This is a genomic window from Streptomyces sp. NPDC050528 (assembly GCF_044457795.1).
Lineage (GTDB): Bacteria > Actinomycetota > Actinomycetes > Streptomycetales > Streptomycetaceae > Streptomyces.
Genome location: NZ_JBITHH010000013.1, coordinates 385,489 through 411,625, shown reverse-complemented (window position 1 = coordinate 411,625; position 26,137 = coordinate 385,489). Strand labels below are relative to the sequence as shown.

The 26,137-nt window shown below is 71.5% G+C and carries 31 protein-coding genes; 17 read left to right on the top strand and 14 right to left on the bottom strand.

What is annotated here, in order from left to right; all coding sequences use genetic code 11:
- Positions 1–462, top strand: a 462-nt coding sequence (locus tag ACIBK4_RS39215) for a cation transporting ATPase C-terminal domain-containing protein (RefSeq protein WP_399002920.1), incomplete at its 5' end; no start/stop codon positions are given.
- Positions 459–842 carry a VOC family protein gene (locus ACIBK4_RS39210; protein WP_399002918.1) on the top strand — a complete coding sequence of 128 codons (384 nt, stop codon included), beginning with the start codon at positions 459–461 and terminating at the stop codon, positions 840–842. The genes ACIBK4_RS39215 and ACIBK4_RS39210, both read left to right, overlap by 4 nt.
- 31 nt (positions 843–873) lie before the next feature.
- On the opposite strand, the gene ACIBK4_RS39205 is transcribed toward ACIBK4_RS39210, so the two are convergent.
- From ACIBK4_RS39205 to ACIBK4_RS39195, 3 genes are all read right to left on the bottom strand, one after another.
- A complete protein-coding gene (locus ACIBK4_RS39205; RefSeq protein WP_399002916.1) occupies positions 874–2,151 on the bottom strand; it encodes an APC family permease in 1,278 nt (425 codons plus the stop codon).
- Between the two features lie 143 nt (positions 2,152–2,294).
- A complete protein-coding gene (locus ACIBK4_RS39200) occupies positions 2,295–2,876 on the bottom strand; it encodes a hypothetical protein (protein ID WP_399002914.1) in 582 nt (193 codons plus the stop codon).
- Between the two features lie 126 nt (positions 2,877–3,002).
- A complete protein-coding gene (locus tag ACIBK4_RS39195) occupies positions 3,003–3,395 on the bottom strand; it encodes an STAS domain-containing protein (protein ID WP_399002912.1) in 393 nt (130 codons plus the stop codon).
- A 213-nt stretch (positions 3,396–3,608) separates the two neighbouring features.
- On the opposite strand from ACIBK4_RS39195, the gene ACIBK4_RS39190 reads away from it, so the two are divergent.
- From ACIBK4_RS39190 to ACIBK4_RS39170, 5 genes are all read left to right on the top strand, one after another.
- Positions 3,609–4,706, top strand: a complete 1,098-nt coding sequence (locus tag ACIBK4_RS39190; RefSeq protein WP_399002910.1) for a zinc-dependent alcohol dehydrogenase family protein — start codon at positions 3,609–3,611, stop codon at positions 4,704–4,706.
- Positions 4,699–5,448 (top strand): helix-turn-helix domain-containing protein, encoded by a 750-nt coding sequence (locus tag ACIBK4_RS39185; RefSeq protein WP_399002908.1) that lies wholly within the window; start codon positions 4,699–4,701, stop codon positions 5,446–5,448. Before ACIBK4_RS39190 ends, ACIBK4_RS39185 begins: the two co-directional genes overlap by 8 nt.
- A 37-nt stretch (positions 5,449–5,485) precedes the next feature.
- On the top strand, positions 5,486–5,926 hold the full coding sequence (locus ACIBK4_RS39180; RefSeq protein WP_399002906.1) for a pyridoxamine 5'-phosphate oxidase family protein: 441 nt from the start codon (positions 5,486–5,488) through the stop codon (positions 5,924–5,926).
- 172 nt (positions 5,927–6,098) lie between these two features.
- Complete coding sequence (locus tag ACIBK4_RS39175) at positions 6,099–6,932, top strand: universal stress protein (RefSeq protein ID WP_399002904.1); 834 nt, start codon at positions 6,099–6,101, stop codon at positions 6,930–6,932.
- A 136-nt stretch (positions 6,933–7,068) separates the two neighbouring features.
- A complete protein-coding gene (locus ACIBK4_RS39170) occupies positions 7,069–7,689 on the top strand; it encodes a hypothetical protein (protein WP_399002902.1) in 621 nt (206 codons plus the stop codon).
- Between the two features lie 714 nt (positions 7,690–8,403).
- On the opposite strand, the gene ACIBK4_RS39165 is transcribed toward ACIBK4_RS39170, so the two are convergent.
- The 3 genes from ACIBK4_RS39165 to ACIBK4_RS39155 form a co-directional block, all read right to left on the bottom strand.
- Entirely contained in the window at positions 8,404–8,901 is a 498-nt protein-coding gene (locus ACIBK4_RS39165) for a pyridoxamine 5'-phosphate oxidase family protein (RefSeq protein ID WP_399002900.1), read from the bottom strand.
- A 107-nt stretch (positions 8,902–9,008) separates the two neighbouring features.
- Positions 9,009–9,686: a CBS domain-containing protein gene (locus ACIBK4_RS39160; RefSeq protein ID WP_399002898.1), complete on the bottom strand. Its 678-nt coding sequence runs from the start codon at positions 9,684–9,686 to the stop codon at positions 9,009–9,011.
- 108 nt (positions 9,687–9,794) lie between these two features.
- Positions 9,795–10,196 carry a hypothetical protein gene (locus ACIBK4_RS39155; RefSeq protein WP_399002896.1) on the bottom strand — a complete coding sequence of 134 codons (402 nt, stop codon included), beginning with the start codon at positions 10,194–10,196 and terminating at the stop codon, positions 9,795–9,797.
- A 276-nt stretch (positions 10,197–10,472) separates the two neighbouring features.
- Here ACIBK4_RS39155 and ACIBK4_RS39150 point away from each other — a divergent pair, with 276 nt between their 5' ends.
- Complete coding sequence (locus ACIBK4_RS39150; RefSeq protein ID WP_399002894.1) at positions 10,473–12,200, top strand: GAF domain-containing protein; 1,728 nt, start codon at positions 10,473–10,475, stop codon at positions 12,198–12,200.
- Between the two features lie 286 nt (positions 12,201–12,486).
- On the opposite strand, the gene ACIBK4_RS39145 is transcribed toward ACIBK4_RS39150, so the two are convergent.
- Together ACIBK4_RS39145 and ACIBK4_RS39140 are read right to left on the bottom strand one after the other, a co-directional pair.
- Positions 12,487–12,999, bottom strand: coding sequence for a universal stress protein (locus ACIBK4_RS39145; RefSeq protein WP_399002892.1), 513 nt, complete (start codon positions 12,997–12,999; stop codon positions 12,487–12,489).
- Positions 13,000–13,138: 139 nt separating this feature from the next.
- Entirely contained in the window at positions 13,139–13,792 is a 654-nt protein-coding gene (locus tag ACIBK4_RS39140; protein ID WP_399002890.1) for a DUF4389 domain-containing protein, read from the bottom strand.
- 342 nt (positions 13,793–14,134) lie between these two features.
- Between ACIBK4_RS39140 and ACIBK4_RS39135 the strand changes: the two genes are divergently transcribed.
- The 3 genes from ACIBK4_RS39135 to ACIBK4_RS39125 all read left to right on the top strand — a co-directional run bounded on the left by ACIBK4_RS39135 (position 14,135) and on the right by ACIBK4_RS39125 (position 16,403).
- Entirely contained in the window at positions 14,135–15,031 is an 897-nt protein-coding gene (locus ACIBK4_RS39135; RefSeq protein WP_399002888.1) for a universal stress protein, read from the top strand.
- Between the two features lie 39 nt (positions 15,032–15,070).
- A complete protein-coding gene (locus ACIBK4_RS39130) occupies positions 15,071–15,316 on the top strand; it encodes an SHOCT domain-containing protein (protein WP_399002886.1) in 246 nt (81 codons plus the stop codon).
- Between the two features lie 244 nt (positions 15,317–15,560).
- Entirely contained in the window at positions 15,561–16,403 is an 843-nt protein-coding gene (locus ACIBK4_RS39125; protein ID WP_399002884.1) for a universal stress protein, read from the top strand.
- Positions 16,404–17,001: 598 nt separating this feature from the next.
- Here the strand turns inward: ACIBK4_RS39125 and ACIBK4_RS39120 are convergent.
- Together ACIBK4_RS39120 and ACIBK4_RS39115 are read right to left on the bottom strand one after the other, a co-directional pair.
- Complete coding sequence (locus ACIBK4_RS39120; protein WP_399002882.1) at positions 17,002–17,994, bottom strand: Acg family FMN-binding oxidoreductase; 993 nt, start codon at positions 17,992–17,994, stop codon at positions 17,002–17,004.
- A gap of 132 nt (positions 17,995–18,126) precedes the next feature.
- Positions 18,127–18,828 (bottom strand): response regulator, encoded by a 702-nt coding sequence (locus tag ACIBK4_RS39115; protein WP_399002880.1) that lies wholly within the window; start codon positions 18,826–18,828, stop codon positions 18,127–18,129.
- Positions 18,829–19,053: 225 nt separating this feature from the next.
- On the opposite strand from ACIBK4_RS39115, the gene ACIBK4_RS39110 reads away from it, so the two are divergent.
- Complete coding sequence (locus ACIBK4_RS39110) at positions 19,054–19,623, top strand: hypothetical protein (RefSeq protein ID WP_399002878.1); 570 nt, start codon at positions 19,054–19,056, stop codon at positions 19,621–19,623.
- A gap of 76 nt (positions 19,624–19,699) precedes the next feature.
- Here ACIBK4_RS39110 and ACIBK4_RS39105 read toward each other — a convergent pair whose 3' ends face one another.
- Positions 19,700–20,359, bottom strand: a complete 660-nt coding sequence (locus tag ACIBK4_RS39105; RefSeq protein WP_399002876.1) for a CBS domain-containing protein — start codon at positions 20,357–20,359, stop codon at positions 19,700–19,702.
- Positions 20,360–20,399: 40 nt separating this feature from the next.
- Positions 20,400–20,864, bottom strand: coding sequence for a Crp/Fnr family transcriptional regulator (locus ACIBK4_RS39100; RefSeq protein WP_399002874.1), 465 nt, complete (start codon positions 20,862–20,864; stop codon positions 20,400–20,402).
- 196 nt (positions 20,865–21,060) lie between these two features.
- Here ACIBK4_RS39100 and ACIBK4_RS39095 point away from each other — a divergent pair, with 196 nt between their 5' ends.
- On the top strand, positions 21,061–21,261 hold the full coding sequence (locus tag ACIBK4_RS39095; protein ID WP_399002872.1) for a hypothetical protein: 201 nt from the start codon (positions 21,061–21,063) through the stop codon (positions 21,259–21,261).
- A 188-nt stretch (positions 21,262–21,449) separates the two neighbouring features.
- Here the strand turns inward: ACIBK4_RS39095 and ACIBK4_RS39090 are convergent, their stop codons facing one another.
- Together ACIBK4_RS39090 and ACIBK4_RS39085 are read right to left on the bottom strand one after the other, a co-directional pair.
- Complete coding sequence (locus ACIBK4_RS39090) at positions 21,450–21,887, bottom strand: hypothetical protein (RefSeq protein ID WP_399002870.1); 438 nt, start codon at positions 21,885–21,887, stop codon at positions 21,450–21,452.
- Complete coding sequence (locus tag ACIBK4_RS39085) at positions 21,884–22,201, bottom strand: PadR family transcriptional regulator (protein WP_399002868.1); 318 nt, start codon at positions 22,199–22,201, stop codon at positions 21,884–21,886. Before ACIBK4_RS39085 ends, ACIBK4_RS39090 begins: the two co-directional genes overlap by 4 nt.
- 205 nt (positions 22,202–22,406) lie before the next feature.
- On the opposite strand from ACIBK4_RS39085, the gene ACIBK4_RS39080 reads away from it, so the two are divergent.
- The 4 genes from ACIBK4_RS39080 (at position 22,407) to ACIBK4_RS39065 (ending at position 25,999) form a co-directional block, all read left to right on the top strand.
- Positions 22,407–23,030 carry a hypothetical protein gene (locus ACIBK4_RS39080; protein ID WP_399002866.1) on the top strand — a complete coding sequence of 208 codons (624 nt, stop codon included), beginning with the start codon at positions 22,407–22,409 and terminating at the stop codon, positions 23,028–23,030.
- 149 nt (positions 23,031–23,179) lie between these two features.
- On the top strand, positions 23,180–24,067 hold the full coding sequence (locus ACIBK4_RS39075; protein WP_399002864.1) for a universal stress protein: 888 nt from the start codon (positions 23,180–23,182) through the stop codon (positions 24,065–24,067).
- Positions 24,068–24,098: 31 nt separating this feature from the next.
- Positions 24,099–25,121 (top strand): zinc-dependent alcohol dehydrogenase, encoded by a 1,023-nt coding sequence (locus ACIBK4_RS39070; protein ID WP_399002862.1) that lies wholly within the window; start codon positions 24,099–24,101, stop codon positions 25,119–25,121.
- Positions 25,122–25,126: 5 nt separating this feature from the next.
- Positions 25,127–25,999 (top strand): universal stress protein, encoded by an 873-nt coding sequence (locus ACIBK4_RS39065; protein WP_399002860.1) that lies wholly within the window; start codon positions 25,127–25,129, stop codon positions 25,997–25,999.
- Positions 26,000–26,137 lie beyond the last annotated feature (138 nt).

Here is a 26,137-nt window from a genome sequence, read left to right as displayed (position 1 = left end):
CACCCGGGCGACGCCGTCGGCGCCGGCAGCCCCCTCCACCACGCCTACCGGCAGGCCACCACCATCACCTGGGTCGGGATCGTGGCCTGCCAGCTCGGCACGGCCATGGCGGTGCGCACCGAACACGCCTCGCTGCGGAGCGTCGGCCTGTTCACCAACAAACCCCTCCTGGGCGCCCTCGGCTTCGCCGGGGCCTTCGCCCTCGCGGGGGTGTACGTCCCCTTCGCGCACACGGTGCTGGGTACGGAAGCGTTGTCCGCGGGCCAGTGGGCCCTCGTCGCACCGTTCCCCTTCATCGTCTGGGGCGCCGACGAACTACGCCGCTGGTACCGGCGCCGGCCTGAAGCCACAGTCGTTGGTTCACAGGCCCCGGCGCCCTCGTCGAGCGCCATGAAACCACCGCTGCCCGATCACGCCTCACGCGCGACAAACAGGTGGGCGTACGGCAGGCTGCGGGAATGAAGTCCCGGACTGACGGCATGTGGTGGGGAACGGCGATCGAGGCGCCGGACCCCAGCGGCCTGGCGAGGTTCTACGCCGAACTGCTCGGCTGGCACATCGGACACGAGGAGCCGGGAACGGCCGTCGTCGCCGCCTCACCGCACGGGCCCTTCTTCGTGTTCCAGCAGGCGGACGACTATCGGGCCCCCGTCTGGCCTCTGGCCGACGGGGAGCAGCGCCCGATGATGCACTTCGACTTCCAGGTGGGCGACCTGGACTCGGCGGTCGCCGAGGCGGTCGCCCTGGGCGCGACGGTCGCGGAGTCCCAGCCGCAGGCGAACGTCCGAGTGCTCTTCGACCCCGCCGGCCACCCCTTCTGCCTCTGCTACGACGAAGGATGACCACCTGCATCGCACGTCACGGGATCCACACCTACGGGCGGTTGCCCGTTGCCGTCGTGACCCGTCGTAGACCGTAGAACCCAGCCCCGAGGACGAGGACCGCGGCGCCGGAGACGACGGTGCTCGCGGGCAGGGCGAAGGCGAGGGTCGCGCAGCCGGCCAGGCCGATGACGGGGACGAGGCGGTTGGGCCGGCCTTCTTCCTCGGTGAGGGTCCAGGCGGACGCGTTGGCGATGGCGTAGTAGGCCAGGACGCCGAAGGAGGAGAAGCCGATCGCACCGCGCACGTCCGTGGTCGCGGCCAGGACCGCGACCACCGCGCCGACCGCGAGTTCGGCGCGGTGGGGGACACCGAAGCGGGGGTGGACGGAGGCCAGGGCGTGCGGCAGGTGCCGGTCGCGGGCCATGGCGAGGGTGGTGCGGGAGACCCCGAGGATCAGCGCGAGCAGTGAGCCGAGCGCGGCAACGGCACCGCCGATGCGGACGGCCGGCACCAGCCAGTCGGCGCCCGCGGCGCGCGCGGCGTCCGAGAGCGGGGCGGTAGCGTCCGCCAGCCCGCGCGGGCCCAGCAGTGTCAGGGCGGCGACCGCGACCAGGGCGTAGACGGCGAGGGTGATCCCGAGTGCGATCGGGATGGCGCGCGGGATGGTGCGGGCGGGGTCGCGGACCTCCTCGCCGAGGGTGGCGATGCGGGCGTAGCCGGCGAAGGCGAAGAAGAGCAGGCCCGCGGCCCGGAGCAGTCCGGTGACGGTGGTGTCCGCGCCGATGCCCAGCCGAGTCGTGTCCGCGTAGGCGGAGGTCAGGGCGGTGACGACCACGGCGGCGAGCACGGCCAGGACGACCGCGACGACGGCGCGGGTGAGGAGGGCGGACTTCTGCACGCCGGTGTAGTTCACCGCGGTCAGCGCCACTACGGCGGCCACGGCCACCGCGTGGGTCTGGTCGGGCCAGACATAGGCGCCGACCGTGAGGGCCATGGCCGCGCACGAGGCCGTCTTGCCGACCACGAACGCCCAGCCGGCCAGGTAACCCCAGAAGCCGCCCAGGCGTTCGCGGCCGTAGACGTAGGTGCCGCCGGACTGGGGGTAAAGGGCGGCGAGACGGGCCGAGGACGTCGCGTTGCAGTAGGCCACGACAGCGGCCAGGGCCAGAGCCAGCAGCAGTCCGGAACCGGCGGCGTCGGCCGCCGGGCCGAGGGCCGCGAAGATCCCGGCTCCGATCATCGACCCCAGGCCGATCACCACGGCATCGGACAATCCCAGACGCCGTTTCATCCCACCCGAGCCCGCCGGGTCGCTCTCCGCGTTCATCGCGCGCTCCTCCTCGTACTCGGCGCACGGTAGCCGAGGAGGAGCGGGTCACTGCCGAAGAGTTGGTGCCGGCCGATCCGCTCGCGTGTGACGCGTACGCGGAGGCCAGGCATTGTCGGGCAGCGACGGTCGTGTGTCGGGCGTCAGCTGGTCTTGCGGCCCCAGCTCGGCCCTACAAGCTGCCACTCCCTGTCCCAGGAGTCGATACGGCGCCGGTCCAGCCGGTACCGTGCGACGGCTCCGGTGCCGAACGCCAGGCCGGCGAAGGCAAGCGTGGCGGTCAGGCCCAGGACGGCGGATTCGAGAGTCGCTTCCTTCGAACTCGGCGGCTCGATGGTGAAGTTGCCGGCGGAGTCCACCCAGACCACGACCTTGGATCCGTCCTTCTGCCCCGTGTCCACCAGCGCGCTGCCCGTACGGCGGGTGCCGTCGGCGGTCGTCCAGCGGACCTTCGCCTTGATCAGGTCGCGCGTTCCGCCCGGCGTCGAGTTCGCGGGCGGGGTGTCCGTGAGGAGCACGGCCTGAACGGTGTGCCGCTCGGTGCGCTGCGCGGCGAACACCTCGTCGGCGGCGTGGAACGTCACCAGGCCGGCGAGTGCGCCGCCCACCACGACGACCGCCCACATGACCAGGACGATCCAGGCCTCGACGATGTCGTCGTGTCGGCGCAACGGGTTGCTCCGCAACCGCCACAGCCGCTTCTTCAGACGCCTGTTCCTGCCCATCAGTCCGCACCTCCTCGTCGTGGTCGTCCCTTCGAAGGTGTCAGTCGGGACCACGGCGTCGCTTGGGCCGAACAGGGGCTGTGGAAGTACCCCATCGGCACTGCATGCGGCACCCGGTTGGGCCGTTCAGCCCGCTGTGGCGGAGGTGTCGCCGGACTCCGGCTTGGCGGCAAGGGCGTTCGAGAGCCGTGCGTGGATCTCGAAGACGCCGCCGAGTTGGGCGTGGCGCAGGATCCGCAGGAAGCCGGTGTTCCCGGTGACGAACCGGAGCCGTCCGCCGCGGGCCGCCGTCCGGTTCCGCGCCCGGCACAGCACACTCAGCCCGGCACAGTCGATGAACGACACAGAGCGTAAATCCAGTACGAGATCGGGGCGGGGGCCCGCAGTCAGCATGTCCAGGCGCTCGGACAGCGGCTGCGCCGTGAGGAGGTCGATCTCGCCGGACAGTGCCACGACGGTCGTCCCGGCGATCACGCGTTCCGAGGAGCGCAGGGTGGCGGTGGTGTGGATCTCGGTCATGGTGCGAGCCAACCGGCCGAACGGTCCCGCCCGGAAGGGCCGACCAGCCCCGCCCAGCTGTTCGACCCGGGGCCGTTCGGCCCACTCCGCTGACGCCCGGTCGCAACGAGCCCGTCCGGCCGGACGATGAGGGCCGACCGGCCCAAGCCAGGACCGACGGACCCGGACACGCTGGACACGCGGGGGCAGTCGACCGAGTGGGGAAGGAACGTCATGAAGGGCTTCGTCTTCCACGGCCCGGGCCAGTTCTCCTGGGACACCGTCCCGGATCCCGGCATCAAGGACGCCACCGACGTGATCGTGCGCGTCGACGCCGTCACCATCTGCGGAACCGATCTGCACATCCTCAAGGGCGACGTGCCCGAGGTGCGCCCCGGCACCGTCCTCGGCCACGAGGCGGTCGGCGAGGTCGTGGAAGCGGGCTCCGACGTGCGGACCGTACGGCCCGGGGACCGGGTCCTGGTCTCCTGCATCACCGCCTGCGGACGCTGTGCCTACTGCCGCAAGGCCATGTACGGCCAGTGCCGCGACGGCGGAGGCTGGATCCTCGGGCACCTGATCGACGGCACCCAGGCCGAGTACGTGCGCGTCCCGCACGCCGACCTTTCCGTCCACCCGCTGCCCAGCACGCTCGACGCCAAGGACGCCGTCCTGCTGGCGGACATCTTCCCCACCGGGTACGAGGTGGGCGTGCTCAACGGGCAGGTGCGTCCCGGCGACACCGTCGCCGTCGTCGGAGCGGGCCCGGTCGGGCTGGCGGCGATCGCCACCGCCCGGCTGTTCTCGCCCGAGCGCGTCGTCGCCGTGGACCTGGCCCCCGCCCGGCTGGACGCGGCGAAGCGGCTCGGCGCCGACACTGTCGTCGATGCCCGCGAGACGCCCGAGGAACTGATCGCCGACCTTACCGACGGGCTCGGAGCCGACGTCGTCATCGAGGCGGTCGGCGTGCCCGAGACCTTCGAACTGTGCACCCGCATCGTGCGCCCCGGCGGCCACGTCGCCAACGTCGGCGTCCACGGCAAGCCCGCGGCCCTGCACCTCGAAGACCTGTGGATCAAGAACATCACCATCACCACGGGCCTGGTCGACACCCACTCCACACCCACCCTGCTGCGCATGGCGGCGGCCGGCCGGCTGCCCACCGGCGCGCTGGTCACCCACACCTTCCCGCTGGACCTCATGGAGGAGGCGTACGACGTCTTCGCCGAGGCGGCCGACACCGGCGCCCTCAAGGTCGTGCTCGGCGGGACCCGGCACGAGGAAGTCGCCGTACCGGCGACAGGACGAAAGGACGTGAACAGCCATGACTGACCCGTTCCCGCTGACCGTGGCAGAGGGCACCCCCACGGGTGATCTCGGACGCCGGATCTCCGTACGGCGCACGGCACTTGACCTCTCCCGCGAGGAGACGGCCGACCGGGCCGGTGTGGCGGCGAGCTACCTCCAGTACCTGGAGGAGTTCCCCGGTGCCGCGCCGGGCCGGAGCGTTCTGCTCAGGCTCGCCGCGGCCCTGGACACCACCGTGACCGACCTCGCCGGAGGCACCGGCGACCAGACGCCCGGTGCGGGGCGGGCCGGTTCCGACCCGACGTTCACCGCGCTGACCGTTCAGGAGTGCCGCGAGCTGCTGTCCACGAATGGGGTGGGCAGGGTTGCGATACCCACCGTTTCGGGACCCGTCATCGTCCCCGTCAACTACAGCGTGGTCGACGGCGCGATCGTGTACCGGACCGCTCCCGGCGCCATGCCGTCCCGGGCGGCGGGCTGCCAGGTGACCTTCGAGATCGACCGTATCGACGAGGCGTTCGCGGAAGGCTGGAGCGTGCTGGCGCTCGGCCGGGCGCGGACCGTGACCGACCCGGAAGAGGTACGGCGGCTGACGGAAAACGCGTTCAGCACACCGTGGGCCGGCGGCCGACGCGAGGAGTGGATCCGCATCGACGCGCTGAGCCTCACCGGACGCCGGATCACCACGCGCCAAGGGACCTTCGCCGAAGCGAGCGGGACTGATGGCCCCTCACCCGTCGACCCCGCAGCGCGAAACATGGAGTGACACCCACACACAGACCCGGCGAGAGACGGACTGGCTGATGTATTCCAACGACGGATTCCGCGAACTGGAACGACACGAATGCCTGCGCCGGCTGGCCAAGGTGCCCGTCGGCCGTATCGTCCACACCCGCCAGGCCATGCCCGCCGTCCTGCCCGTGAACTTCTCCCTGGACCACGACGGGGCGGTGCTGCTGCGCACCTCCGCGGCCTCGGAGCTGGTGCGCGCGATCGACGGCTCGGTGGTCGCCTTCGAGGCCGACGAAGTCGATGCTGTTGCGCACTCCGGCTGGAGCGTCGTCGTCACCGGGTCGGCCACCGTGGTGACCGACCCGAGCGAACACGAACGCCTGACCCGGACCGGCCCGTCCTCCTGGGTGCCCTCGCCCCAGGAGGTCTTCGTACGCGTCCAGCCCGAGCTGGTGACGGGACGTGAACTCGTCGGCGGGCGCTCGCTGTACGGGGTGGATCTCAACCGCTGAACACACCTTGGACCGTTCGGCCCCACAAGGAAGGGGCCGTACGGCGTGTCAGCAGGTTCCCGTGGCCCCTGACCCGACCCGTCCGCGCAGGACGAGCCTCGTCACCGGAGCCGTTGTGCGTCTTGGCGGCCCCTTCCCGCCGAACACGTAACAGCCAGAAGGGAAACGGGACATGACTCTCCATCATGTGGTCGTCGGAGTGGACGGTTCGGTCGTCTCGGTCCGGGCATTGGACTGGGCTGCGGACGAAGCCGCGCGTCGCGGCGTCGAACTGGGTGTCGTGTACGCCGTACCCGACAGCGACGAGGCCGGACCGGTCCTGGCGTCCGCGGTCACGCGTGTCCGCGCACGTCACCCCGAGCTGCCGGTGGTGACCAGGGACGCCGTCGGCGGTCCGGTGCGCACGCTCGTGCGGGAGAGCGAGGGCGCCGATCTCACCGTCGTGGGCACCCGGGGCATGGGTGGCATCGCCGGACTGCTGTTCGGCTCGGTGAGCCTGCGGCTGGCCGCGCAGGTGCACAGCCCGTTGCTCGTCGTCCGCGGTGACCACCCGTGCGACGACGGCAGGCCCGTGCTGCTCGGCCTGGAGGGCGACCGCGACGAGGACACGGCGCTCTACGCCTTCCAGGAGGCCGAGCGGCGCGGTGTCCCGCTGCACGTCCTGCACTCCTGGACCCACCGGCACGTCACCCCCGAACCGCCCTCACTGGTCCCGGCCACGAGCCCCGGCCAGGAGCAACTCGCCCAGCGGACAAGGGTGGAGGACTCCGTACCGCGCTTCAGCCTGGCCCGGCTGAGCGAACGGCATCCCGGCATCCAGGTCGAGAGCCGCACGGTCCGTACCGGGCCGGCGCACGCCCTGCTGGAGGCCACGCGCGACTGTGCCGTCGTGGTCGTCGGTGCCCATCACCGCACCCACCGGTTCGGCCCGCGACCGGGTCCGGTGGCGCACACCCTGCTGCACCGCTCCCACTGCCCTGTGGTCGTGGTGCCCACCGCCAAGTGACCCGGCGGACAGGGCCGTTCGGGCCCTCGACCGGGGACCTGCAGCCCCTCTGCCGCCGGCGCCCACCGCGAGACATTGAGGGCGCAACGAGAGTCGTCGAATCCCAGGCATCGTTCCCTCGAAAGGGATGAGCATCATGGCAGTCCAGAACCAGCCCCAACACCACCCGCGATTCCGCCTCCCGTCCTTCCACCGGACCGGAACGGCACAGGCCGCCACCGCCACGACGGCGGCGACGACCGCGACGCGTGCCTATGCGTTCGCGTCCCTGCGTCTGCTGACGGGGTTCGTCTTCTTGTGGGCGTTCCTGGACAAGACGTTCGGGTTCGGTTATGCGACTCCGTCCGGTAAGGGCTGGATCGACGGCGGTTCGCCGACGAAGGGTTTTCTGAGTTCGGTGGCGGCGGGTCCGATGGAGTCGACGTTCCATGACTGGGCCGGTGCGGGCTGGGCGAACTGGCTGTTCATGCTTGGTCTGTTGGGCGTCGGTGTGGCGCTGGTTGCCGGTGTCGCGTTGCGGTTGGCGGCTGTGGCGGGTACGGCGATGATGGCGCTGATGTGGATCGCAGAGTGGCCGCCGGCGAAGCATTTGTCGGACGGCACGTTGAGCATGTCGTCGAACCCGTTCGTCGACTACCACCTCGTCTACGCCGTGGTCCTGATCGCTCTCGCGGCTGCGGGTGCCGGTGTCACGTGGGGTCTCGGCAAGGTCTGGGCCACGCTGCCCATCGTCCGCGACCACACCTGGCTGAAGTAGACAGCCGGATGCCCGTTGGGACCGGGGCGCCACCGTCAACTGGCGGTGGCGCCCCGGTCGTTCGTGTGCCGTCGCCCGCGTGCACTGCTTCGTGCCGCGACGCTGCGTCTCGTGCGCGTCGGGGAGCAACAGCCCTACGCCTACGTGCCGTTGGCCGGGGGAGGTGCCGCCGTCCAGTGCGGATCGGTCCATGCAGATGCCGTGTGAGATCGAGGTGGTCCTGTCGGGCGTCGCGCGGGAGCCGGAGCTGTTGGTGTTAGGGGTGCAGAGCGCCGAAGTACAGGGGCTGGGCCGGGCCGCCGGACATGCGCTCGGCTCCGTGGCGCCGGCTGTACCGGGCTGGGCCGACCGTTCTGTTGCCCTTGTGCCGGCCGGCGCGAATGCCGGGGACACCCGTGGCCAGGACACCTCCGAGACCGCCCACCAGACGGCCTCGTGCCGTGACGTCGTACTCGGCCTCGGCCGGGGTGAACGCCGCGACGCCGCAACCGAGTTCGCCAGTGTCGAGGGGGCGTGGTCGGCCACGCCGGTTCGTACCCGGCGGACGCCTCACGTGACGCCTCGCTGCTCGTCATCGGCCACAAGGAACCGCCGTAGCGCGCGGAGCGGTGGTTCCCCACGACCGACACGTACGTCGTCGGGGCGGCAAGCGGCTGACGCACATGACCCGTGCCCGTCCGTGGGGGAGACGGACGGGCACGGGAAGGCCGAGGGTCAGGCTTCGGCCGACTGGTCGACCGGGACGAGCAGGAGCCCGGTGACCAGGTCCGGGTGGATGCGGACCGCGTAGTCCATCGGCTGTCGCACCCAGGGGCGCAACAGCGCCTGGTAGCGGGCGAGTTCACGGGCGTCGGTGACCAGGTGGGCGTATCCCGTGACCACCACGCTCCAGCCGAGGTGCGTGTCGGGGTCGATGGCGTCGGCTTCGTAGGCCACGACGACTCCCGGGCCGTCGGCCTGGAGCGTGCGCGAGGTCAGAGCCGCGCCCTCGTGCGTGCGGATGACGATGTTCCCGTCGTCCACGATGTGGTTCACCGGGCGGATGGTCGGCAGCGCCCGCCGGGTGAAGGCGATCCTCCCCATCGGCACGCTGCCCAGCAGCCGCAGTGCCTCCGCGCCGTCGATCTCGACGGTCCGGCGCGGCGGCTCCTCGGCGAGAGGCTGCTCTGGGTCCGGGGCCTGGGGATGCCTCGCGGCAGGTTCTTCGCTCACTGCTCGATGTCTCCGGCCTGCGGCCCACCGGCGCACCCGGGTGGCGGCCGGTGGGTGGGGCGTCTGAGGTTGATCAGGCCATTCGAGCCGTTCCGGTGCTGGTCGGGCTAGGGCCGTTCGGCCCCGGGCGGTGTCCGACCGGCCCTTTGCCCCGGAGCCTGCCGTGCGGGCGGCGGCCCGTCGTCGACACGGTGGGTGAGGCCGTTGACCATTCCGGAGACGCCCTCCAGCCGCCACACGGCCCGGATCGCCTCCGGGACGTCGCTACGCCGTTCCAACGGGCCGGTCAGGGTGACCAGCCCGTCGCGGACGAGCACGGTGACGGTGTCGGGGGCCAGGCCGAGAGCGCCGACCAGGACGTCGTCGATCACCTCACGGCGGATGTCCCCGTCCGTGCGGAGGAAGACCCGGAGCAGGTCGCGGCGGGTGGCGATGCCGATCAGGCGGTCCTCCTCGTCCACCACGGGCAGCCGCTCGATGCCACGGCGTTCCATGACCCGCGCGGCGTCCGGAACGGGCTGCTCGGGGTGCACGGTGACCGCGGGCGTCGACATCAGGTGCTCCGCCGTGGCGATGCACCCCTCCTCCGCGCGGGCGCGGCGCGCCTGCTCGCGCACCAGATCGGTCCCGGAGATCACCCCCAGCACCTTGTCGTCGTGGTCGACGACGGGCACTCCGCTGATCCGGTGCAGCTCCAGCAGCCGGACCACTTCCCTGAACGGGGTCATGGGATGGGCCCGGACGACATCGCTGGTCATCACTTCACCGACGGTGTGGGTCTTCACGGCACTTTCCTCCTTCACCTGCGCCGGAGGGGAACGGCCGTCCAACTGCCGTGTCCGGAGCGGCCGTTCCTCTCGTGCCGGGCGACGGGCAGTCGCCCGGACCATGTTTCACGGATCCTGCCGACCGTCCGCCGGGCCGCCGCGCCACGGAGGCGGTGTGGCCGACCTGCGGGCCGTGTCCTCGCGGTGCACCACCCGGTCCAGGCGGGTGCGCAGCCGGTCCTGCAACCGATCGGCGAGCTCGTGAGCGCTCGCCTCCCGCGCGTGGACGACGAGAAGATCGCTCCCCACTCGGATCTCGGCCCCGGCCGACCACGGCTGGTCGGCGTGGTGCGCCGCGGCCCTGGCGATCCGCACCTCGCCGCCGACGGGCGCGAGTCCCGGGCGGTCGAGGACCGCGCTCAGCTTGGCCCGCAGGCAGGTGAGTGCTTCCGCGTCCACGTCCCCCTCGGTCCGTACCTGTACGGCGGCGGGCGAAGGGGTCTGGCTGCCGGTGTCCTTGAGCGTCATCTGCTCCACTCCTTTGATCGCGCGTCAGCAGTTCCAGACTGGCCCTGGTGCGGAGGGCGAACACAGGGCCGCCCGGCCCTGTGTGAGGGCCGGTGGGTCCCGTTTCCTTGCCGTCGGGCCAGCCCCGGAGAGGAGGGCCACTGATCGAGTTCTCGGGTCCCGGAACATTTCTCCAGGTGCTTGATCCCCATATCCTCACCGGCTCGGGGCGGATACCGTGGCACATGACCGGAGCGGTAGGCCCGCGGTGTGTTTAGGGGATCTGGAGGATCACCGGTGGGAAGCCCTGAGGAGTCCCGGGTGGCTCGGGTCCGGCTGCCGCAGCTCAAGATGGACGAGCTGCTGGAGGAACTACAGGCCCGTCTGGACACGGCTCGGGGCACGCGCGACCGGGTGCACAGCCTGCTGGAGGCGGTCCTCTCGGTCGGCCGGGAGCTGGACCTGGAGCAGGCCCTGCACAGCATCGTGGAGGCGGCGGCGGTTCTGGTCGACGCGGAGTACGCCGCGCTCGGCGTGATCACCCCGGACGGTAAAGCCCTGTCGGCCTTCCACACCGTCGGCGTCAGCGACGAGCAGATCGCCGAGATCGGCCCCTATCCGCAGGGCCACGGCATTCTGGGCGAGTTGATCCGGCACCCGGAGCCGCTGCGGCTGACGAAGATCTCCGAGCACTCCGCGTCGTACGGATTCCCGGCCAATCACCCGCCGATGAACAGCTTCCTCGGTGTCCCGATCCGCGTACGCGACCAGGTTTTCGGCAATCTGTACCTGACCGAGAAGCGCGGCGGCGTGCAGTTCGACGAGGACGACGAGTCGGTGCTGTCGACCCTGGCCGTCGCGGCCGGTGTCGCCATCGACAACGCACGCCTCTACGAGGAGTCCCGGCTGCGTGAGCGCTGGCTGCGGGCGAACGCCGAGGTCACCCACGGGCTGATGTCCGGTGGTGCGCGGAGCGACGTCCTCGCGCTGATCGCCGAGCGGGCCGGCGAGATCACGGGATCGGCCCTCGCGGCGGTGGCGCTGCCGATGGAGGGCACCGGATCGCTCACCGTGGAGATCGCCGTAGGGATGGACGCGGAGGCGCATCAGGGCCTCATCCTGTCCATGGACAGCAGCCTGATGGGACTGGCATTCGCCCGCGCCACCCCCGTCACCAGCAAGGACGTGGGCAACGACGGTCGCATCTCGCTGGATCCACCACGCTTCGGAGGACTCGGTCCTGCCGTGGCCGTGCCCATCGGTACGGCAGAGGCGGGTGTGCGCGGCGTCCTCCTGTTGGCGCGGGAGGCCGGGCGACCGCCCTTCTCGGCGACGGAGACCGAGACCCTCCAGGACTTCGCCGCCCAGGCCGCCATCGCGATGGAACTGGCCGACCACCGACGGGACGCGCAGGAGATCGCCGTACTCCAGGACCGCGACCGCATCGCCCGCGACCTGCACGACCTGGCCATCCAACGGCTGTTCGCCACCGGCATGACCCTGCAGAGCGCCGGCCGCTTCATCGAGCACGAAGAGGCCGCCGAACGCGTGGTGCGGGCGGTGGACGACCTGGACGAGACAATCAAGATCATCAGGTCGACGATCTTCGGCCTGCGGGCGCGTGACGGCGGCGCCGGGACGGGGCTGCGGGCTCGTGTCGTGCGCGCGGTCGGCGAAGCCTCTCCCGTGCTCGGCTTCGCCCCCAGCGTCCGTATGGAGGGCCTGGTCGACACCGACGTGCCCCGGGAGATCGCCGACCATGTGATCGCCGTGCTGTCCGAGGCGCTGACCAACATCACCCGGCACGCTCAGGCCGACCGTGCCGACGTCGCCCTGATGACCGACGGCCGCGAAGTACGCCTGTCGGTCACCGACAACGGGGTGGGCATACCGGCCGAGGGCCGACGCAGCGGGCTGCGGAACATGGCGGAGCGGGCCCAGCAACTGGGTGGAAAGCTGGAGTGGACGACTCCGCAGGGCGGCGGCACCGCGCTCGTGTGGAAGGTGCCGGTGACTCCGAAGTAGGCGTCGCTCCGCCACAGTGGATCATTCTTCCCGGCCCCCCGTCTGCCCCTGAACGGGCCGGATGTCACGCAGCGCCGGGGTGTTTTCCACGAGCCCGTCACGCCGACGACCGTCGATGTGCCCACCCTGCTCCGGCCATGACCTCGTACGGGTCCCAGGAACCCGGCCGCCGGGGCCGTTCGGCGCCTGCAGCCTGGTCCGATGTATGCGTTTCATGTCCTCCGGCACGAGAGGCCGGCCCGGACCCCAAGGGTCCGAACCGGTCGGCCTTCCGCCCGCCCTGGTGCTACGAGGCACCACTCCCGGCCAGTGAGGTTGAGTCGACGGCTTCCAGCGGCCCCCGGGACCGGTCCGCGACCGGCACGGTCACCACGGGGACCGTCGCGTGCCGCAGGCACTCACGGCCCACCGGGCCGACCGAGGGCATTCCGAAGTTCCCGTGCGCCTTGCGTCCAAGGGCCAACAGCATTGCGCCGCGGGCCTGTTGGAGCAGTACGCGTGCGGGCGGTCCTTCCACCACGATGCGAAGGACGGCATCGCTGGTCCGGGGGCCCAGGGCATCGCGCACGGTGGTGGCGAGGATCTGGGCGGCCCGTTCGCGCTCCTGGACGAGCGTCGGACCGGCGGGTGCCGGGGCGTAGGGCGCGTGCCCGTTCGCCGCCGGTTCCCAGGCGTGCACGGCGACGATGTCCGTGTGCAGGACTGTTGCCTGCTCGGCCGCCCAGCGCAGGGCGGCCATCGACGGCTCGGAGCCGTCGACGCCCACCACGATGCCGGTGCCGTCGGTGTGTTCGGTCATGGCAACCTCCCTGGTCGGTCTCCTGTCATCACGATGGCCCGGACACGGCGGCCGTGGCGTGAGCCGACGGGGCCGTGTCCGGGCCCAACAGGCCCTTGCCGCCCGGGCCCTGAGGGCCCGGGCCGCGACGGTGCCGTGCTCAGGACGCGGATCCGGGTTCGTCACCTCCCTGGTCGAGCCGGAACGGCGGATACACGTCGGTGAGGAGTGCCGCGTAGGCGACCACGCGCAGTACCCACCGGTTGAGCCCGATCACCAGGTCGAACAGGCCGCGCGGGTAGCGCCCGGTGGCGGCCAGCGAGACCCCGGCGAATATGGCGAGCAGTGCGATGAGCCCGCCCGACGCCCAGGGCACCTTGAGCCCGCCGAGCAGGAATGCCAGGACCAGGTAGTGCGGAACGGCCAGGAGCCACCACTTCACCAGGACGAGGCCTCGGGACAGCTGCTCCGGGTACGCCACGTCCCAGTGCGTGGGGTAGTCGGGCACGTCGGCGAGGGTGAAGGGCGGGTAGCGGTCGGTGCCCAGGGCGCCGTACGCGTAGTACGCCACGCGCCAACTCCAGCGCAGCACACCGGTGTTGAAGTCGAACAGCGGGCGCGGGTAGCGGCCGGTGAACAGGATCGAGAAGAAGGCCACCACGCTCGTCCCCACGAAGGCCACCCACAGGAAGAACAGGGCGACGTAGTGGGGGACGGCGAGCAGCCACTTCACCAGCCACAGCCAGCGCGACAGGGACGGATCGAGGCTCGCGGTCAACCGGGCGGGGTGGACCGCGGGCATCGCTTCATTCATGGCGAACGATCCTTTCGGAGAACAAGGCGGTCGACTCCGGTAGTTCCGGTGGCCATCAGCGGGAAGCCGACGAGCGAGCTGTAGCCGAAAACCAGGCAGCCGGCGGCATCCTTCAGCCGGCATCAGCGCCAGCGTCCCGCTCCGGTCTTCGGCGGCCCAGGGGCTGAACGGGCAGGCGGCCGGGCCGAGTGGCCCTCGTTCCGCGGGCTCGTGAACTGGCCGTCGACGACGGGGAAATGGGGCCGGTTGGTCCTGAGGGAGGCCCGGCGGCCTCTCCCACCCCGCCGACCGGGGAACGACGCTGGCATCGAGGAACACACCGAGCAAGGGGAGGTGCGGATCATGCTTGCCTCCGTCATGGCCGGAGTGGACGGATCCGCGGAGAGCCTGACCGCCGCCGCATGGGCGGCCCGGGAAGCGTTGCGCCGCGGCCTGCCGTTGCGGCTCGTGCACGCCTGGGACCGGCATCCGCGTCCGGAGGAGGAGTTCGACAGCGCGGTCCAGCGGCATCTGGCGCGGAGCGCCCTGAGGCAGGCACAGGACCGGGTCCGGGCGGTGTACCCGGACGTGCGCCTGGTCAACGAGTTGGTGGAGGGTCTCGCGATCGCGGAGCTGCTGAAGGCGTCCGAGGATGCCGAACTGCTGGTGCTGGGGTCGCGCGGGCTGAGCGGGTTCACCGGGTTCCTGGTGGGCTCGGTCGCGCAGGGTGTGGTGGCCCGTGCCACCCGTCCCGTCGTCCTCGTCCGGGCCGGCGAGGCCGCGACGGACGAGCGGCGGCCGACCGACGAGACCGACGCCGGCCCGCGGACCGCGTACCGGGACGTGGTCCTGGCCGCCGACCTCGACCCACCCGCCGACGCGGTGATCGAGTTCGCCTTCGAGGCGGCCCGGCTGCGTGACGCCCGGCTCCGTGTCGTCCACGCCTGGCAGACGCCGGTCCTGGGGCTCGGTCCCGGTGAGGTCGACCTGCTCGACGACGCGCACCGGGCCGAGGAACGGCAGAACCTCCTGACCGGCGCGCTGCGGCTGTGGCGCGACAAGTACCCCGACGTCGAGGTCGTCGCGACCGTGACCAAGGACCGGCCCCGGACCGCGCTGGTCCGGGCCGCCTCCGGAGCGGGTCTGCTCGTCGTCGGCCACCGCGTCGCCGAGCGGCCGCTCGGCCGCCGAACCGGCCCCGTGACCCACGCGGCCGTCCACGACGTCGACTGCCCTGTCGCCGTGGTCCCGCACGACTGAGGAGTAACCGCTGTGATGATGTATGGGAACCAACACGCCATGAGCGGCTGGGACTTGTTCGCGATGTCGATCGGCTCGGTCCTGCTGTGGGCCGTGCTCCTGACCGTCGCCGTCCTGCTCATCCGCAACCTCGGTCACACCTCTCAGCGTCCGCACACCGTCGGATCGCCCCCGCCCGAGCAGGTGCTCGCCGACCGGTTCGCGCACGGGGAGATCGACGAGGAGGAGTACCGCAACCGCCTGGCCGTACTGCGCACGGACGGCTCCAGGCTCACCGAGCGCTGAGGCCGAAGGGTGGGGCGACGATCGACGGCAGAGGCCCGTCCGTCGCCCCACCCTTCGGCGTTGTGGACATGGCCGGTGCGCCGTCCGGGGAACGGCCGGGTCCGACGGGCCCGGGTCGGGGGCCGGTCGGTGTGCCGGTGAGGGCCGTCCGGCCCCTGTGGGACTGAGGCCGGCCGCACGAGTCTGGGAGCCAGTGGAGCGCTTCTTCCGTCCAGGGAGGGTGCCTGGAGAGGGGTGGACTGTGATGAGTGGCCCGGTGGTCGTGGGAGTGGACGGTTCGCGGTCGAATCTGACGGTGGTGGAAGTCGCCGCTCTGGAGGCCGAGCGGCTCGGCGTCGGTCTGGAGCTGACGCAGGCGGTCGGCTGGCCGTCCGGGGCCGGCCGGTTCGGAATTCCCTCGTGGGAGGTGGGCGGGACCGGCGTGCGCGCGCCGATGAACGGCGTGCTGGCCGGGGCCGAGCGGCGCGCCCGTGACGCCGCACCGAGCGTGAGGATCTCGCGCGGAGTCCTCGTCGGTGAGCCCGGGACCGTGCTGGAGCGCGAGTCGCGCACCGCCTCGCTGACCGTCGTCGGAAGCAACGGCGCACGCGGCACCCTGCGCGACGACTCGCTCGCCGGGCACCTGTCCGCGTGTGGGTCCGGGCCGCTGCTGGTGGTGCGCGGCCGGCCGAACCCGGTCGGCCCGGTGCTGCTCGTGGTCCACGGCACCTCGACGCTGCGAGGAGCCGCCGAATTCGCCTTCGCCGAGGCCTCGGCACGCGGGGCGGACCTGGTGTCCGTGCAGCTGCGGAACATCTCCGCCGCCCGTCCCTACGGCGGGTCCGCCCCGGCCGACACCGGCGACGAGGAGGACGTCGTGCTCGCCGAGGCGCTGTCCGAGCTGCGCGAGCGGTACCCGGACGTCACCCTGCGCTGCCGCCGGCTGCGTGGCCGCTCCCGCCGGGGCCTCGTCGAGGCCAGCGCGGACAGCCAGCTCCTGGTGGTCGGGGTGCGCGACCGGTTCCGGTTCGTGCGCCTGCCGCTGGACCCGGTGTGCCAGACGGCGCTCCACGAGGCGGACTGCCCCGTCGCCCTCGTCCGCTGCTAGCCCTCATGGAGGGCCGCAGGAAGGAGTGACCGGTGGAACACCACCTGGTGTTCCACCGGTCACCCGCCGTTCCACCGCTTCCTCCCGGGGCGCCCCGAACTGTGCGGAGGAAGCTAGAGGTCGGCCGTTCGTGGAGAAGAAATCCATCTGTTGCTGTGTCGCGTCGTAGACCAGCGGGTCGGTCAGGCCGGTGCCGCCGCCGAAGTGGCCGGGATGGAAAGAGCCCTCCGCCGCGTCGGAGTCGTAGAAAGAGCAGGTCGGTGCGCTGGGTCGCGCCACCGTAGTTGCCCGGAACCATCTGGGCCCCGTTGGTGCGCCATCCGCTGTTCTTGCCGATGAGCCTCAGCCGCCCGGCCTGGTCGCCGCGCAGGGACTGGGCTGGTCGAGGGTGGTGGCCTGTTTGCTTTCGGGTATGCCGCGCCTCCTGAATCCGCCGTGGAACACGAGTGGACGTCCGGGAAAATCCTGGAAGCCGAGCGGAGTGAGCAGCGGGCCCGCCGACCCACCGTAGGGAGGCGGCCGGAATCTGTGGAGGGGAAATGCCGGTTCCGCGACAGGCGCATGCGGAGGCTCCATGCCGGACGGTCCACGGCCGCCCTCAGCTCGTGGTAGGAGCGAGCCGTGCATCCTTCGTCAGCACCTGACGTGCCGTACGGCGGGGCGAGGCGGGCCCCTGCGGTCCGTAGCCGAGGCGGAGCACCATCTGCGCGTGCTCCCGTCGGTCGTCCGCGAGGTGCTCGCGCAGGTCGGGCCATTCCAGCGCCTGATGGAGCAGGGATGCCCGCACGCCGTGGGCGGTGGCCACGAGCAGGACGCGTTCCAGTGCCTCGCCGGCGCGCAGCCAGTCCGTCCGGCGATCGTGGAGGGTGGACAGTACGGCGATGGAGGGTCGCTTCTCGAAGGGGCGGGCGAGGAGCGACGCGGGGTGCGGACGGGCGCTGAAGTCCCGCATCGGGATCTGGTCCCGGAAGTCCTGCGGGCCGACCGTCTCCGGTGGCATGCCGAGGGATTCGCTGTTCGGAGAGTGGACCCAGCGGCGGCTTTCCGTGGCCCGGTCCGAGTCGGCGGTGTTGCGCTGCTCCGCCTCCCGCGTCAGCCGCAGCAGACGGTCGGTCCGCGCGGGTCCGGGGAGGTCCAGTACGGCGCCCTCCGCGTGGGCGGCCTCGGTCAGTTCGGTCAGTACGGAGGCGGGCACCGGCCGGTCGGCGAACGGGAAGCGGCTGCTGTGCCGGCGCCACACGGCGTCGTACAGCTCCGGTGCCGCTGAGAACCGGGTGGTTCCGGCGAGTCGTACGGTGGCGAGCAGGTCGGGTTCGGAGGGTCGGGGGAGGCGGCGGGCCACGGGCTCCCAGCCGCAGTGGGCGACCGCCACGCGCAGGTTGAACAGGGCGCAGCCGACCGAGATGTGCAGGGCGCGTCCCGACGGATCGGTGTGCCGTAGACCGCGTTCCGCGACCGCCCGGATCTCCAGCGTGACCGTGTCCGGATCGAGCCGGAAGCGCCAGGGCTGGGTGTTGTGGATCGAGGGCGCGGCGACGGACGCCGCGATCAGCGTTTCCAGGGTCGGGACGTCGAGAACCGTGCTGGACATGAGGTCTCCTCCCCGCCCCGCGCCCGAAAGGCGGCCGGGCCGTTGGCTGTTCCTGTCCAGCGTGGTGGCGTGAGGAGGGCCGGGGGAGGGGCCGTACGGCCCCGGGGCGCGCCGATCGGCCCGGCGCGCGGCTCAGGTGCCGGAACGGCCGCTGGACTCCGGCTGTTCCAGGTGTGAGGCGAGGACCGCGGCCTGCACCCGGCGCTGGACGCCCAGCTTGGCGAGCAGCCGGGAGATGTGGTTCTTGACGGTCTTCTCCGACAGGTACAGCCTCTTGCCGATCTCGCGGTTGGTGAGTCCGTCCCCGATCAGCGCGAGGATCTCCCGCTCGCGCGGCGACAGGCTCGCCAACTCCGGTGCCATCTCCGGGGCTTGGGCCGGTTCGGCCCGCAGGGAGCGCATCAGGCGGGCGGTCGTCGCGGGGTCGAGCATCGACTGGCCGGAGGCGACGGTGCGTACCGCCGAGACCAGGTCGGAGCCCTTGATCTGCTTGAGCACATAGCCCGAGGCTCCGGCCATGATGGCGTCGAGCAGGGCGTCCTCGTCGTCGAACGAGGTCAGCATCAGCACGGCCAACTCCGGCATCTGGTCGCGGAGTTCGCGGCAGACGGTGATGCCGTCGCCGTCGGGAAGGCGTACGTCCAGGACGGCGACGTCCGGGCGCACCGCAGGGGCCCGCACCAGGGCGTGCTCGACGTTCTCGGCGTCGCCGACCACCGAGATGTCCTCCTCCGCGTCCAGGAGGTCGGACAGACCGCGTCGTACGACCTCGTGGTCGTCCAGCAGGAAGACGCGGATCGGGTCCTGCGCGGTGAAGGTGCGTGCCTCGGTCATCTCGACCCCTCGTTCCCCGGAGTATGAACGGACTGCGGGCCGTCCGTGACCTCGATCATCACGCGCCCGGCCCCGAAGCACTAGGGCCGACCGGCCCAACCGGCCCTTTCGGCCTGTCCCGACCGGCCCTCGTGCGAAGGTCCGGCGGCCCCTCCCCGCGGCGATCACCCGCTGAGATCTTCCTGTTGTTCTCGTCTCCATGAGGCCCGTGAGGGGGTGTGACCGATGCGGAAGACCAAGCGCGTGAAGGTCCTGGGGTGGCGCTGGCGGCGCAATGAACTGCGCCGGCACAGCGACGCGGTCGAGGCGTGGATCGTCCTGGCCGCCTGGGCGATCGCGACAGCCGGGGGAGCCGTCGCCGGCGTCGCGGGTGCTCAGGCCTTCGAGGCCACGCAGGCGAGGAGCGGAGCAGAGCCTCGACCGGCCACCGCCGTGCTGCTCGGCACCGTGCCGCGCGGTGCGGACGACCACAACCGTGTGCGGGCGAACGTGCGCTGGACCGATGCGCAGGGCACCGTCCGTACCGCCACGGCGGACGTGAAGGCCGGAACCACCGTCGGTAACTCGGTACCGGTGTGGACGGACGGGCACGGCCACCTGGTCGACGAGCCCGCGAGCCCGGCGGTGGAGACGGCACGTGTGGTGCTGGCCGGTACCGGGGTCGGCCTGGCGGGTGGGCTGTTCGTGCTCGCGGGCGGACGGCTGATCCGGCTGCGGGTGGAGCGGCGGGCCACCGAGCGGTGGGGCGAGGAGTGGGAGCGGACCGGTGCGCGCTGGGGGCGCAGGACCGGCTGAGACGCCGTTGCTCCGCCGGTCGTCGGTGGCCGACGGGGCAACGGCTTACGGACTCAGGGCCCTTCCGGCGCTCTCGCTACGCCGAGCGATCGTCGGGCCCGTCGAGTCCGAACTCCACGTCCACGACCCCCTCCACGGCTCGCACCAGCCGCGCTGCCACCGGGACCAGGGACGTGTCCCGTACCCGGCCGCCGAGCCGTACGACACCGTCCCGGACCTCGACCCGCACCGTGGACGCCGGACCGGGGAACAGATACGCCACCACCTCGCGCCGTACCTCCTCCGCGATCTCCTCGTCGTCCCGGAGGAACACCTTCAGCAGGTCGGCCCGGCTGACCACGCCCTCCAGCCGGCCCGCGTGGTCGACGACGGGCAGCCGCTTCACCTTGGCCCGTGCCATGGTCCGCGCGGCCCGTGCGAGCGTCTCGCCCGGGCCCACGGTCAGCGCGGGCGCTGTCATCAGCTCGCCCGCCGTCACCGAACCGGCCTTCGCGAGGTCGGACAGGCGGCGCAACTGGGTATGCCGGTCGGGGTCGTCGTCGCGGAACTCCTCCTTGGGCAGCAGGTCGGCTTCCGAGACGATCCCGATCACGCGTTCCGCCGCGTCCAGCACGGGCAGGGCGCTGACCTTCCGCTCCTGCATCGTGCGCACGATGTCCTTGAAGGCGGCCCCGCGGCCGACGGTGGCGACGGTACGGGTCATCACGTCGCTCACGATGTGCGGTGATCCATGCATGGTCACTCCTCACTCCTCACGATCGGTCGGAGCGGTCAGGTCACCGCATGCCGCCGCTGCCGTAGGGGCCGTACAGGTCCAGCAGCCGGGTGCGGGCCGAGCGGAGCCGGTGGGCCACGATGTCGCCCACCCACTGGAAGACGTTCACGCCGAACGCGGGATCGTCCTTGCACAGCGCGCGTACGGCCGCGGCGTCGAACTCCCAGGCACGCACCGGGGTCGTCGCCTCGGCGCCCAGGTGCCAGGTGTGCGGGCCGAACAGCCAGGACCAGCCGACGAGTTCGTTGTGCCCCAGCGACTCGATGACGGCGGCCTGACGGCCGGGCACGTGCATGTCGAGGGCGATCGTGCCGGTGCGGATGATCCAGAACCGGTCCGCGCGGGCGCCCTCCTCGAAGAGCCGGACACCCTGCGGGACGGACACCTCGCGGGCGAACTTCATCAGCTGTTCGCGGTGCTCCGGGGGCAGGGCCCGCGGCATGCTCATGGTCGGGGAAGCGTTCATGGCGTACCTCCGGAAAGCGTACGGATCTACCACCTCCAGCGTCCGCCCGTGCGTCCCGACGGACCATGGGCCACCCGGCCCGCCGGCCGGGCCGACCGGTGCCCCGGGAGAGCCGTACGGCACCCTGTGCCACCGGGCTGCCCGCGCTTCGATGAAACCCAGAGAGGTTCTCGACCGACATGAGGGGGTGGACACCGTGGGTACGACCTTGACACCGGAGTTCTGGAGGCAGTTCACCGTCCTGCTGGTGATCGCGACCGTGGCCACCGCCGTGCTCAGCGCGGCGCTCGACGCGCTGGTGCTGCGGATGCGCGCCCATCGGGCACCGCAGGGGTCGTCGGCCACCCACGTGGTCCGCACACATCGGCCGACCCGGGGGACTCCCGTCCACCACTGACGCCGTTCGACAAGGGCAGACCCCGCGCTTGCTCGGCGCCCTCGGCGGCAACGCCCTTTCACGCCGCGCTAGTTGCTATGCGTCCCATCGTTGAGCAGGACATCGAGGCCGCGTTCCTGGTGGCGCCCGCCAGTCCATGGAAGGGACTGGCGGGCGCAGCTGCGTTCCGGCCCTGTCGTGACCGGGTGCTAGACGTCGTTGGAGTCGCTGTGTGCTGACGCGAGTTCGATGCCGCGGATTCTGCGGAGCCGGCCGACGAACAACCGAAGGGCGATACCGCAGCCGGCGGCGCCCGGAGAGGACGATGCCGTTGCCGGGATCACCGGCCAGGACCGAGGCCCATTCCTCGCGGAGGTGTGACCTGTGCTCTCCGGCGAGGAAGGAAGCGAGGTCCAGGGTCCGAAGGCCTGCCCGGGCGTTAGGGGTATCCGTGCTCGGATTGGTCGCGGGTTCTCGTTCCGCCGCAAGGTCTGCGCGAACGCGGGTTCGGGATCGAGCAACTTCAGGACGTAGCCGACGAGTAGGCAGATCGCTGCGAACGCGCCGGACAATACCGGCGCCAGCACCGCGACAACGGCCACCGGTCCGGCGCCGGAGGTCTCGGCGCGCTCCTCGTCCGTGCTCACGCCGCACCTCCTTCAGCCGCTGAGCGCAGCCCGAAGAGCCGAGGCTTCCGCTCCTTGGCCTGGTGGGCCGCTTGTTGACCCACGGCGGTGAGTTCGTAGTAGTACCGCTTCGGCCGTCCCGGATGCTCGCCCGATTCCGCATACCGGGTCGCCCATCCCGCGTCGACCAGTCGCTCAAGGATGGGATAGACCGTTCCGGACCCGAGGTCGGCTTCCTCGCAGATCTTGAGCCCCCACGCGGGGTCGTCGGCAGTGGACGTCAGAAGCACCTTGATGACCTCAAGTGTCGGGCGCGTAAGACGAATTGATGCCATGTCACTAGTGAAGCAGCACGCCGACCATGTGTCGAGTACGACATTCGGTCGGTCTTGGCACCGTCGAGTCGGAGGTCCAACCGGCCCTGTGGAAGGGGTCGTTCAGCCCGGCGCCGACGGACCAACGGCATCAGGTGACCGACGGCCCGGCGCACGAGAGTCAGGGGTGCAACGAACGACCTGACACCTCGAAAGGACCACGATCATGGCCGTGCACGAGCACCCGCACCGCACTTCCGGCTTCCACCTGCCCACCTTCCGCAGGAACGGCTCGGCGTCGGACGGCGCCACCACGGCCACCGCGGCGACCACGGCGGCGCGTGCCTATGTGTTCGCGTCGTTGCGTCTGCTGACGGGGTTCGTCTTTCTGTGGGCGTTCCTGGACAAGACGTTCGGGTTCGGTTATGCGACTCCGTCGGGCAAGGGCTGGATCGACGGAGGTTCGCCCACGAAGGGTTTCCTGAGCAGTGTGGCGGCGGGTCCGATGGAGTCGACGTTCCATGACTGGGCCGGTGCCGGTTGGGCGAACTGGCTGTTCATGCTCGGTCTGCTGGGCGTCGGTATCGCGCTGGTTGCCGGTGTCGCGCTGCGGCTGGCTGCCGTGGCCGGTACGGCGATGATGGCGTTGATGTGGATCGCCGAGTGGCCGCCGGCCAGGCACCTGTCCGACGGCACGCTGAGCATGTCGTCCAACCCGTTCGCCGACTACCACCTCATCTACGCGATCGTCCTGATCGCCCTCGCGGCGGCGGGCGCCGGTGTCACCTGGGGTCTCGGCAAGCTCTGGGCCACGCTCCCGATCGTCCGCGACCACAACTGGCTGCGCTGACCGCGGGAGACACGGTGGGCCCCTCGCGAGGGGCCCACCCTCCGGCTGCCCATGGGGCCGATCGGCCCCCATCGGGGACCTGCGGCCCCTGCTGCGGGAACCCCTACGTCACCAAGCTGGAATCAGACATCCGTTCAGGAGGAAGAGCCATGGTCCGCACACTCGTCGCAGGTCTCGACGGTTCCCCCGAGAGCAGTGCCGCCGCGGAATGGGCGGCCCGCGAGGCGGAACTGCGCGGTCTGCCGCTGAAGATCGTCCATGTCTGGGAGCCCGTCCCGGACCCGTTGGCCCAGGCCCCGTTGATGGGCGCCGAGACGCAGCAGCACTGGAGCGAGCGGATTCCGCGCGAGGCGGGCGAGGATCTGCGCCGGCGCCACCCCGGCCTGGAGGTGACCGTGGAGCAGGTGACGGGCACGCCCTCGGACGCGCTGGTGGATGCCGCGAAGGACGCCGAACTGCTGGTCCTCGGCTCCCGTGGACTGAGCGGTGTCGGCGGATTCCTCGTCGGTTCCGTCGGCCTCTCCGTCGTCGCACGCGCCGAACTGCCCGTGGTCCTGGTCCGGGCCGACGAACAGGCCGCCGACGGGACGAGCCCCGTGTCCGACACCCCGGACCGGCCCGTGGTCCTCGGCCTCGACGCCGACGTGCCCGCCGACGCGGTGATCGAGTTCGCGTTCGCCGAGGCCGCCCGGTGCGGCACCAGCCTGCGCGTCGTCTACGGCTGGAACCTCCCGCCGTACTACGCCTACGGCCTCGCGCTGGACGCGGGCCTGCACGACGAGCTCTCCCGCGAGGAGACCGACTCCCTCACCGAGGCCCTGCGCCCCTGGCGCCAGAAGCACCCCGAGATCGAGGTCGCCCTGGAACCGCGTGTCGGCAGCGCGGCAGATCACCTGGTGGACGCCTCCCGCGATGCCTCCCTCGTCGTGGTCGGCCGCCGGATCCGCCGCAGCGCGCTCGGCGCCCACATCGGCCCCGTCGCGCACGGCGTCCTGCACCACTCCACCGCCCCCGTGGCCGTCGTCGCACACGACTGACCCACCCCCGTCCCCCTGAGGAGCAGCAGTCATGAAGGCAGCCGTTGTACGAGCGTTCGGTGAGCCCCTCGTCATAGAGGAGCGTCCGGATCCCGAGCCCGGTCCCGGGCAGGTACGCGTCCGGGTGGAGGCGTCCGGGCTGTGCCACACCGACATCCACGCCGCGCACGGTGACTGGCCGGTCAAGCCGAACCCGCCGTTCGTGCCCGGCCACGAGGGCGTCGGCCTCGTCGAGAAGCTCGGCGACGGCGTCACCCACCTGAGCATCGGCCAGCGCGTCGCCGTGCCGTGGCTCGGCAAGGCCTGCGGACGGTGCGAGCACTGCCTGTCCGGCTGGGAGACGCTGTGCGAGCAGCAGATCAACACCGGATACGGCTGCGACGGCGGGTACGCCGAGAAGATGCTGGCCTGGGCCGACTTCGCCCAGCCGGTGCCGGACGGCGTCAGCGCCGTCGACGCCGCCCCGCTGACCTGCGCCGGCGTCACCACCTACAAGGCGCTCAAGGTCGCGGGCGTCCGGCCCGCGCAGCTCGTCGCCATCTCCGGGGTCGGCGGGCTCGGGCACCTGGCGGTGCAGTACGCGAAGATCGCGGGGGCGACGGTCGCGGCGATCGACGTCACCGACGAGAAGCTCGAACTCGCCACCGCGCTCGGCGCCGACCTCGTCATCGACGCCCGCAAGGACGACGTGGGAGAGGTCCTCAAGCGGCACGGCGGCGCGCACGCGGCGATCGCCCTGGCCGTGAACGAGGCCGCGTTCGCCGCCGTCAACTCCGGCCTGCGGCGCGGCGGGAAGCTCGTGATGGTCGCCCTGCCCGCGCACGGCACGATCCAGGTCCCGATCTTCGACACCGTGCTGAACGGCACCTCGGTGATCGGCTCCATCGTCGGCACCCGGCAGGACCTCACCGAGGTCTTCCAGCTGCACGCGGCCGGACAGACCAAGGTCATCTGCGAGACCCGCCCGCTGGACTCCGTCAACGAGTCCATCGAGGACGTGCTGCGCGGCGACGTCAAGGCCCGGATCGTCTTCGATCTCGCGGCGGGGCGGTGACCACGATGACACTCCCCATGGTCGTCGGTGTCGACGGCTCCGAGCCCAGCCTGCGTGCCGTCGACTGGGCGGCCGACGAGGCCGCGCTGCGCGGGGTCCCGCTGCGGCTGGTGTACGCCTCGCTGTGGGAGCGCTACGAGGGCACCTCGATCGCCGAGGACCTCGCCAAGCCCGACGAGCAGGTGATGGCCGAGGACATCGTCGACAACGCCGCACGCCGGGCCCGGCGCCGTCATCCCGAACTCGACGTGAGCGTCGAGGTGTTGGCGGAGGAGCCCGAGTACGCGCTGGTGCGGGAGAGCCGCAGCGCCTCGATGCTGGTGACGGGTACCCGCGGCCGCAGCGGTATCGCCGAGGCGCTGCTGGGTTCCGTGAGCCTGATCGTGGCCGGGCACGCGCAGTGCCCGATGGTCGTCGTGCGCGGCAACCACGACAACCAGGCCCAGGCAGGCACACACGGCCGCGTCGTCGTGGGCGTCGGAGAGAAGCCGGCGGGCTCGGCGGCGGTGCGCTTCGCCTTCGAGGAGGCACGACGGCGTGGGGTGCAGGTGGACGCCGTAAGGGCCTGGCGCTGGCCCGCCCACGAGACCACCGACCACCCGCTGATGTCCGGCGAACCCGCCCGGCTGCACGAGCAGCAGGCGGTGGAGGCGCTGGACGCGGCGCTCCGGGACGCTCCCACCGATGTCGCCTCGCGCCGCCGTACGGTCGAGGGCCACACCCGGCCCGTCCTCGTGGACGCCTCCCGGGAGGCCGACCTCCTGGTCGTCGGTGCCAAGCGCCGCCCCGGGCACTACGGGCTCCAGCTGGGCCGGGTGGCACACGGCGTGCTGCACCACTCCGCCTGCCCGGTGGTCATCGTGCCCGAGCACGCATGAACGGGGTGGCCGGCCGCTCGGAGACCCGCCGCGTGATCGGGGACGCAGGTCCACTGATCGCGCGGCGGACGCCCGGCGCTCTCGGCGCCGCGGCGGATCACCAACTTCACTTGTAAGCAACGCAGTTGTCCCACGTAC

Excerpts from the sequence above, each read along its gene's own strand:
- ACIBK4_RS39210 (WP_399002918.1), top strand. The coding sequence starts at position 459 with ATGAAGTCCCGGACTGACGGCATGTGGTGGGGAACGGCGATCGAGGCG.
- ACIBK4_RS39205 (WP_399002916.1), bottom strand. The coding sequence starts at position 2,151 with ATGAACGCGGAGAGCGACCCGGCGGGCTCGGGTGGGATGAAACGGCGT.
- ACIBK4_RS39200 (WP_399002914.1), bottom strand. The coding sequence starts at position 2,876 with ATGGGCAGGAACAGGCGTCTGAAGAAGCGGCTGTGGCGGTTGCGGAGC.
- ACIBK4_RS39195 (WP_399002912.1), bottom strand. The coding sequence starts at position 3,395 with ATGACCGAGATCCACACCACCGCCACCCTGCGCTCCTCGGAACGCGTG.
- ACIBK4_RS39190 (WP_399002910.1), top strand. The coding sequence starts at position 3,609 with ATGAAGGGCTTCGTCTTCCACGGCCCGGGCCAGTTCTCCTGGGACACC.
- ACIBK4_RS39185 (WP_399002908.1), top strand. The coding sequence starts at position 4,699 with ATGACTGACCCGTTCCCGCTGACCGTGGCAGAGGGCACCCCCACGGGT.
- ACIBK4_RS39180 (WP_399002906.1), top strand. The coding sequence starts at position 5,486 with ATGTATTCCAACGACGGATTCCGCGAACTGGAACGACACGAATGCCTG.
- ACIBK4_RS39175 (WP_399002904.1), top strand. The coding sequence starts at position 6,099 with ATGACTCTCCATCATGTGGTCGTCGGAGTGGACGGTTCGGTCGTCTCG.
- ACIBK4_RS39170 (WP_399002902.1), top strand. The coding sequence starts at position 7,069 with ATGGCAGTCCAGAACCAGCCCCAACACCACCCGCGATTCCGCCTCCCG.
- ACIBK4_RS39155 (WP_399002896.1), bottom strand. The coding sequence starts at position 10,196 with ATGACGCTCAAGGACACCGGCAGCCAGACCCCTTCGCCCGCCGCCGTA.
- ACIBK4_RS39145 (WP_399002892.1), bottom strand. The coding sequence starts at position 12,999 with ATGACCGAACACACCGACGGCACCGGCATCGTGGTGGGCGTCGACGGC.
- ACIBK4_RS39140 (WP_399002890.1), bottom strand. The coding sequence starts at position 13,792 with ATGAATGAAGCGATGCCCGCGGTCCACCCCGCCCGGTTGACCGCGAGC.
- ACIBK4_RS39135 (WP_399002888.1), top strand. The coding sequence starts at position 14,135 with ATGCTTGCCTCCGTCATGGCCGGAGTGGACGGATCCGCGGAGAGCCTG.
- ACIBK4_RS39130 (WP_399002886.1), top strand. The coding sequence starts at position 15,071 with ATGAGCGGCTGGGACTTGTTCGCGATGTCGATCGGCTCGGTCCTGCTG.
- ACIBK4_RS39125 (WP_399002884.1), top strand. The coding sequence starts at position 15,561 with ATGAGTGGCCCGGTGGTCGTGGGAGTGGACGGTTCGCGGTCGAATCTG.
- ACIBK4_RS39120 (WP_399002882.1), bottom strand. The coding sequence starts at position 17,994 with ATGTCCAGCACGGTTCTCGACGTCCCGACCCTGGAAACGCTGATCGCG.
- ACIBK4_RS39115 (WP_399002880.1), bottom strand. The coding sequence starts at position 18,828 with ATGACCGAGGCACGCACCTTCACCGCGCAGGACCCGATCCGCGTCTTC.
- ACIBK4_RS39110 (WP_399002878.1), top strand. The coding sequence starts at position 19,054 with ATGCGGAAGACCAAGCGCGTGAAGGTCCTGGGGTGGCGCTGGCGGCGC.
- ACIBK4_RS39105 (WP_399002876.1), bottom strand. The coding sequence starts at position 20,359 with ATGCATGGATCACCGCACATCGTGAGCGACGTGATGACCCGTACCGTC.
- ACIBK4_RS39100 (WP_399002874.1), bottom strand. The coding sequence starts at position 20,864 with ATGAACGCTTCCCCGACCATGAGCATGCCGCGGGCCCTGCCCCCGGAG.
- ACIBK4_RS39085 (WP_399002868.1), bottom strand. The coding sequence starts at position 22,201 with ATGGCATCAATTCGTCTTACGCGCCCGACACTTGAGGTCATCAAGGTG.
- ACIBK4_RS39080 (WP_399002866.1), top strand. The coding sequence starts at position 22,407 with ATGGCCGTGCACGAGCACCCGCACCGCACTTCCGGCTTCCACCTGCCC.
- ACIBK4_RS39075 (WP_399002864.1), top strand. The coding sequence starts at position 23,180 with ATGGTCCGCACACTCGTCGCAGGTCTCGACGGTTCCCCCGAGAGCAGT.
- ACIBK4_RS39070 (WP_399002862.1), top strand. The coding sequence starts at position 24,099 with ATGAAGGCAGCCGTTGTACGAGCGTTCGGTGAGCCCCTCGTCATAGAG.
- ACIBK4_RS39065 (WP_399002860.1), top strand. The coding sequence starts at position 25,127 with ATGACACTCCCCATGGTCGTCGGTGTCGACGGCTCCGAGCCCAGCCTG.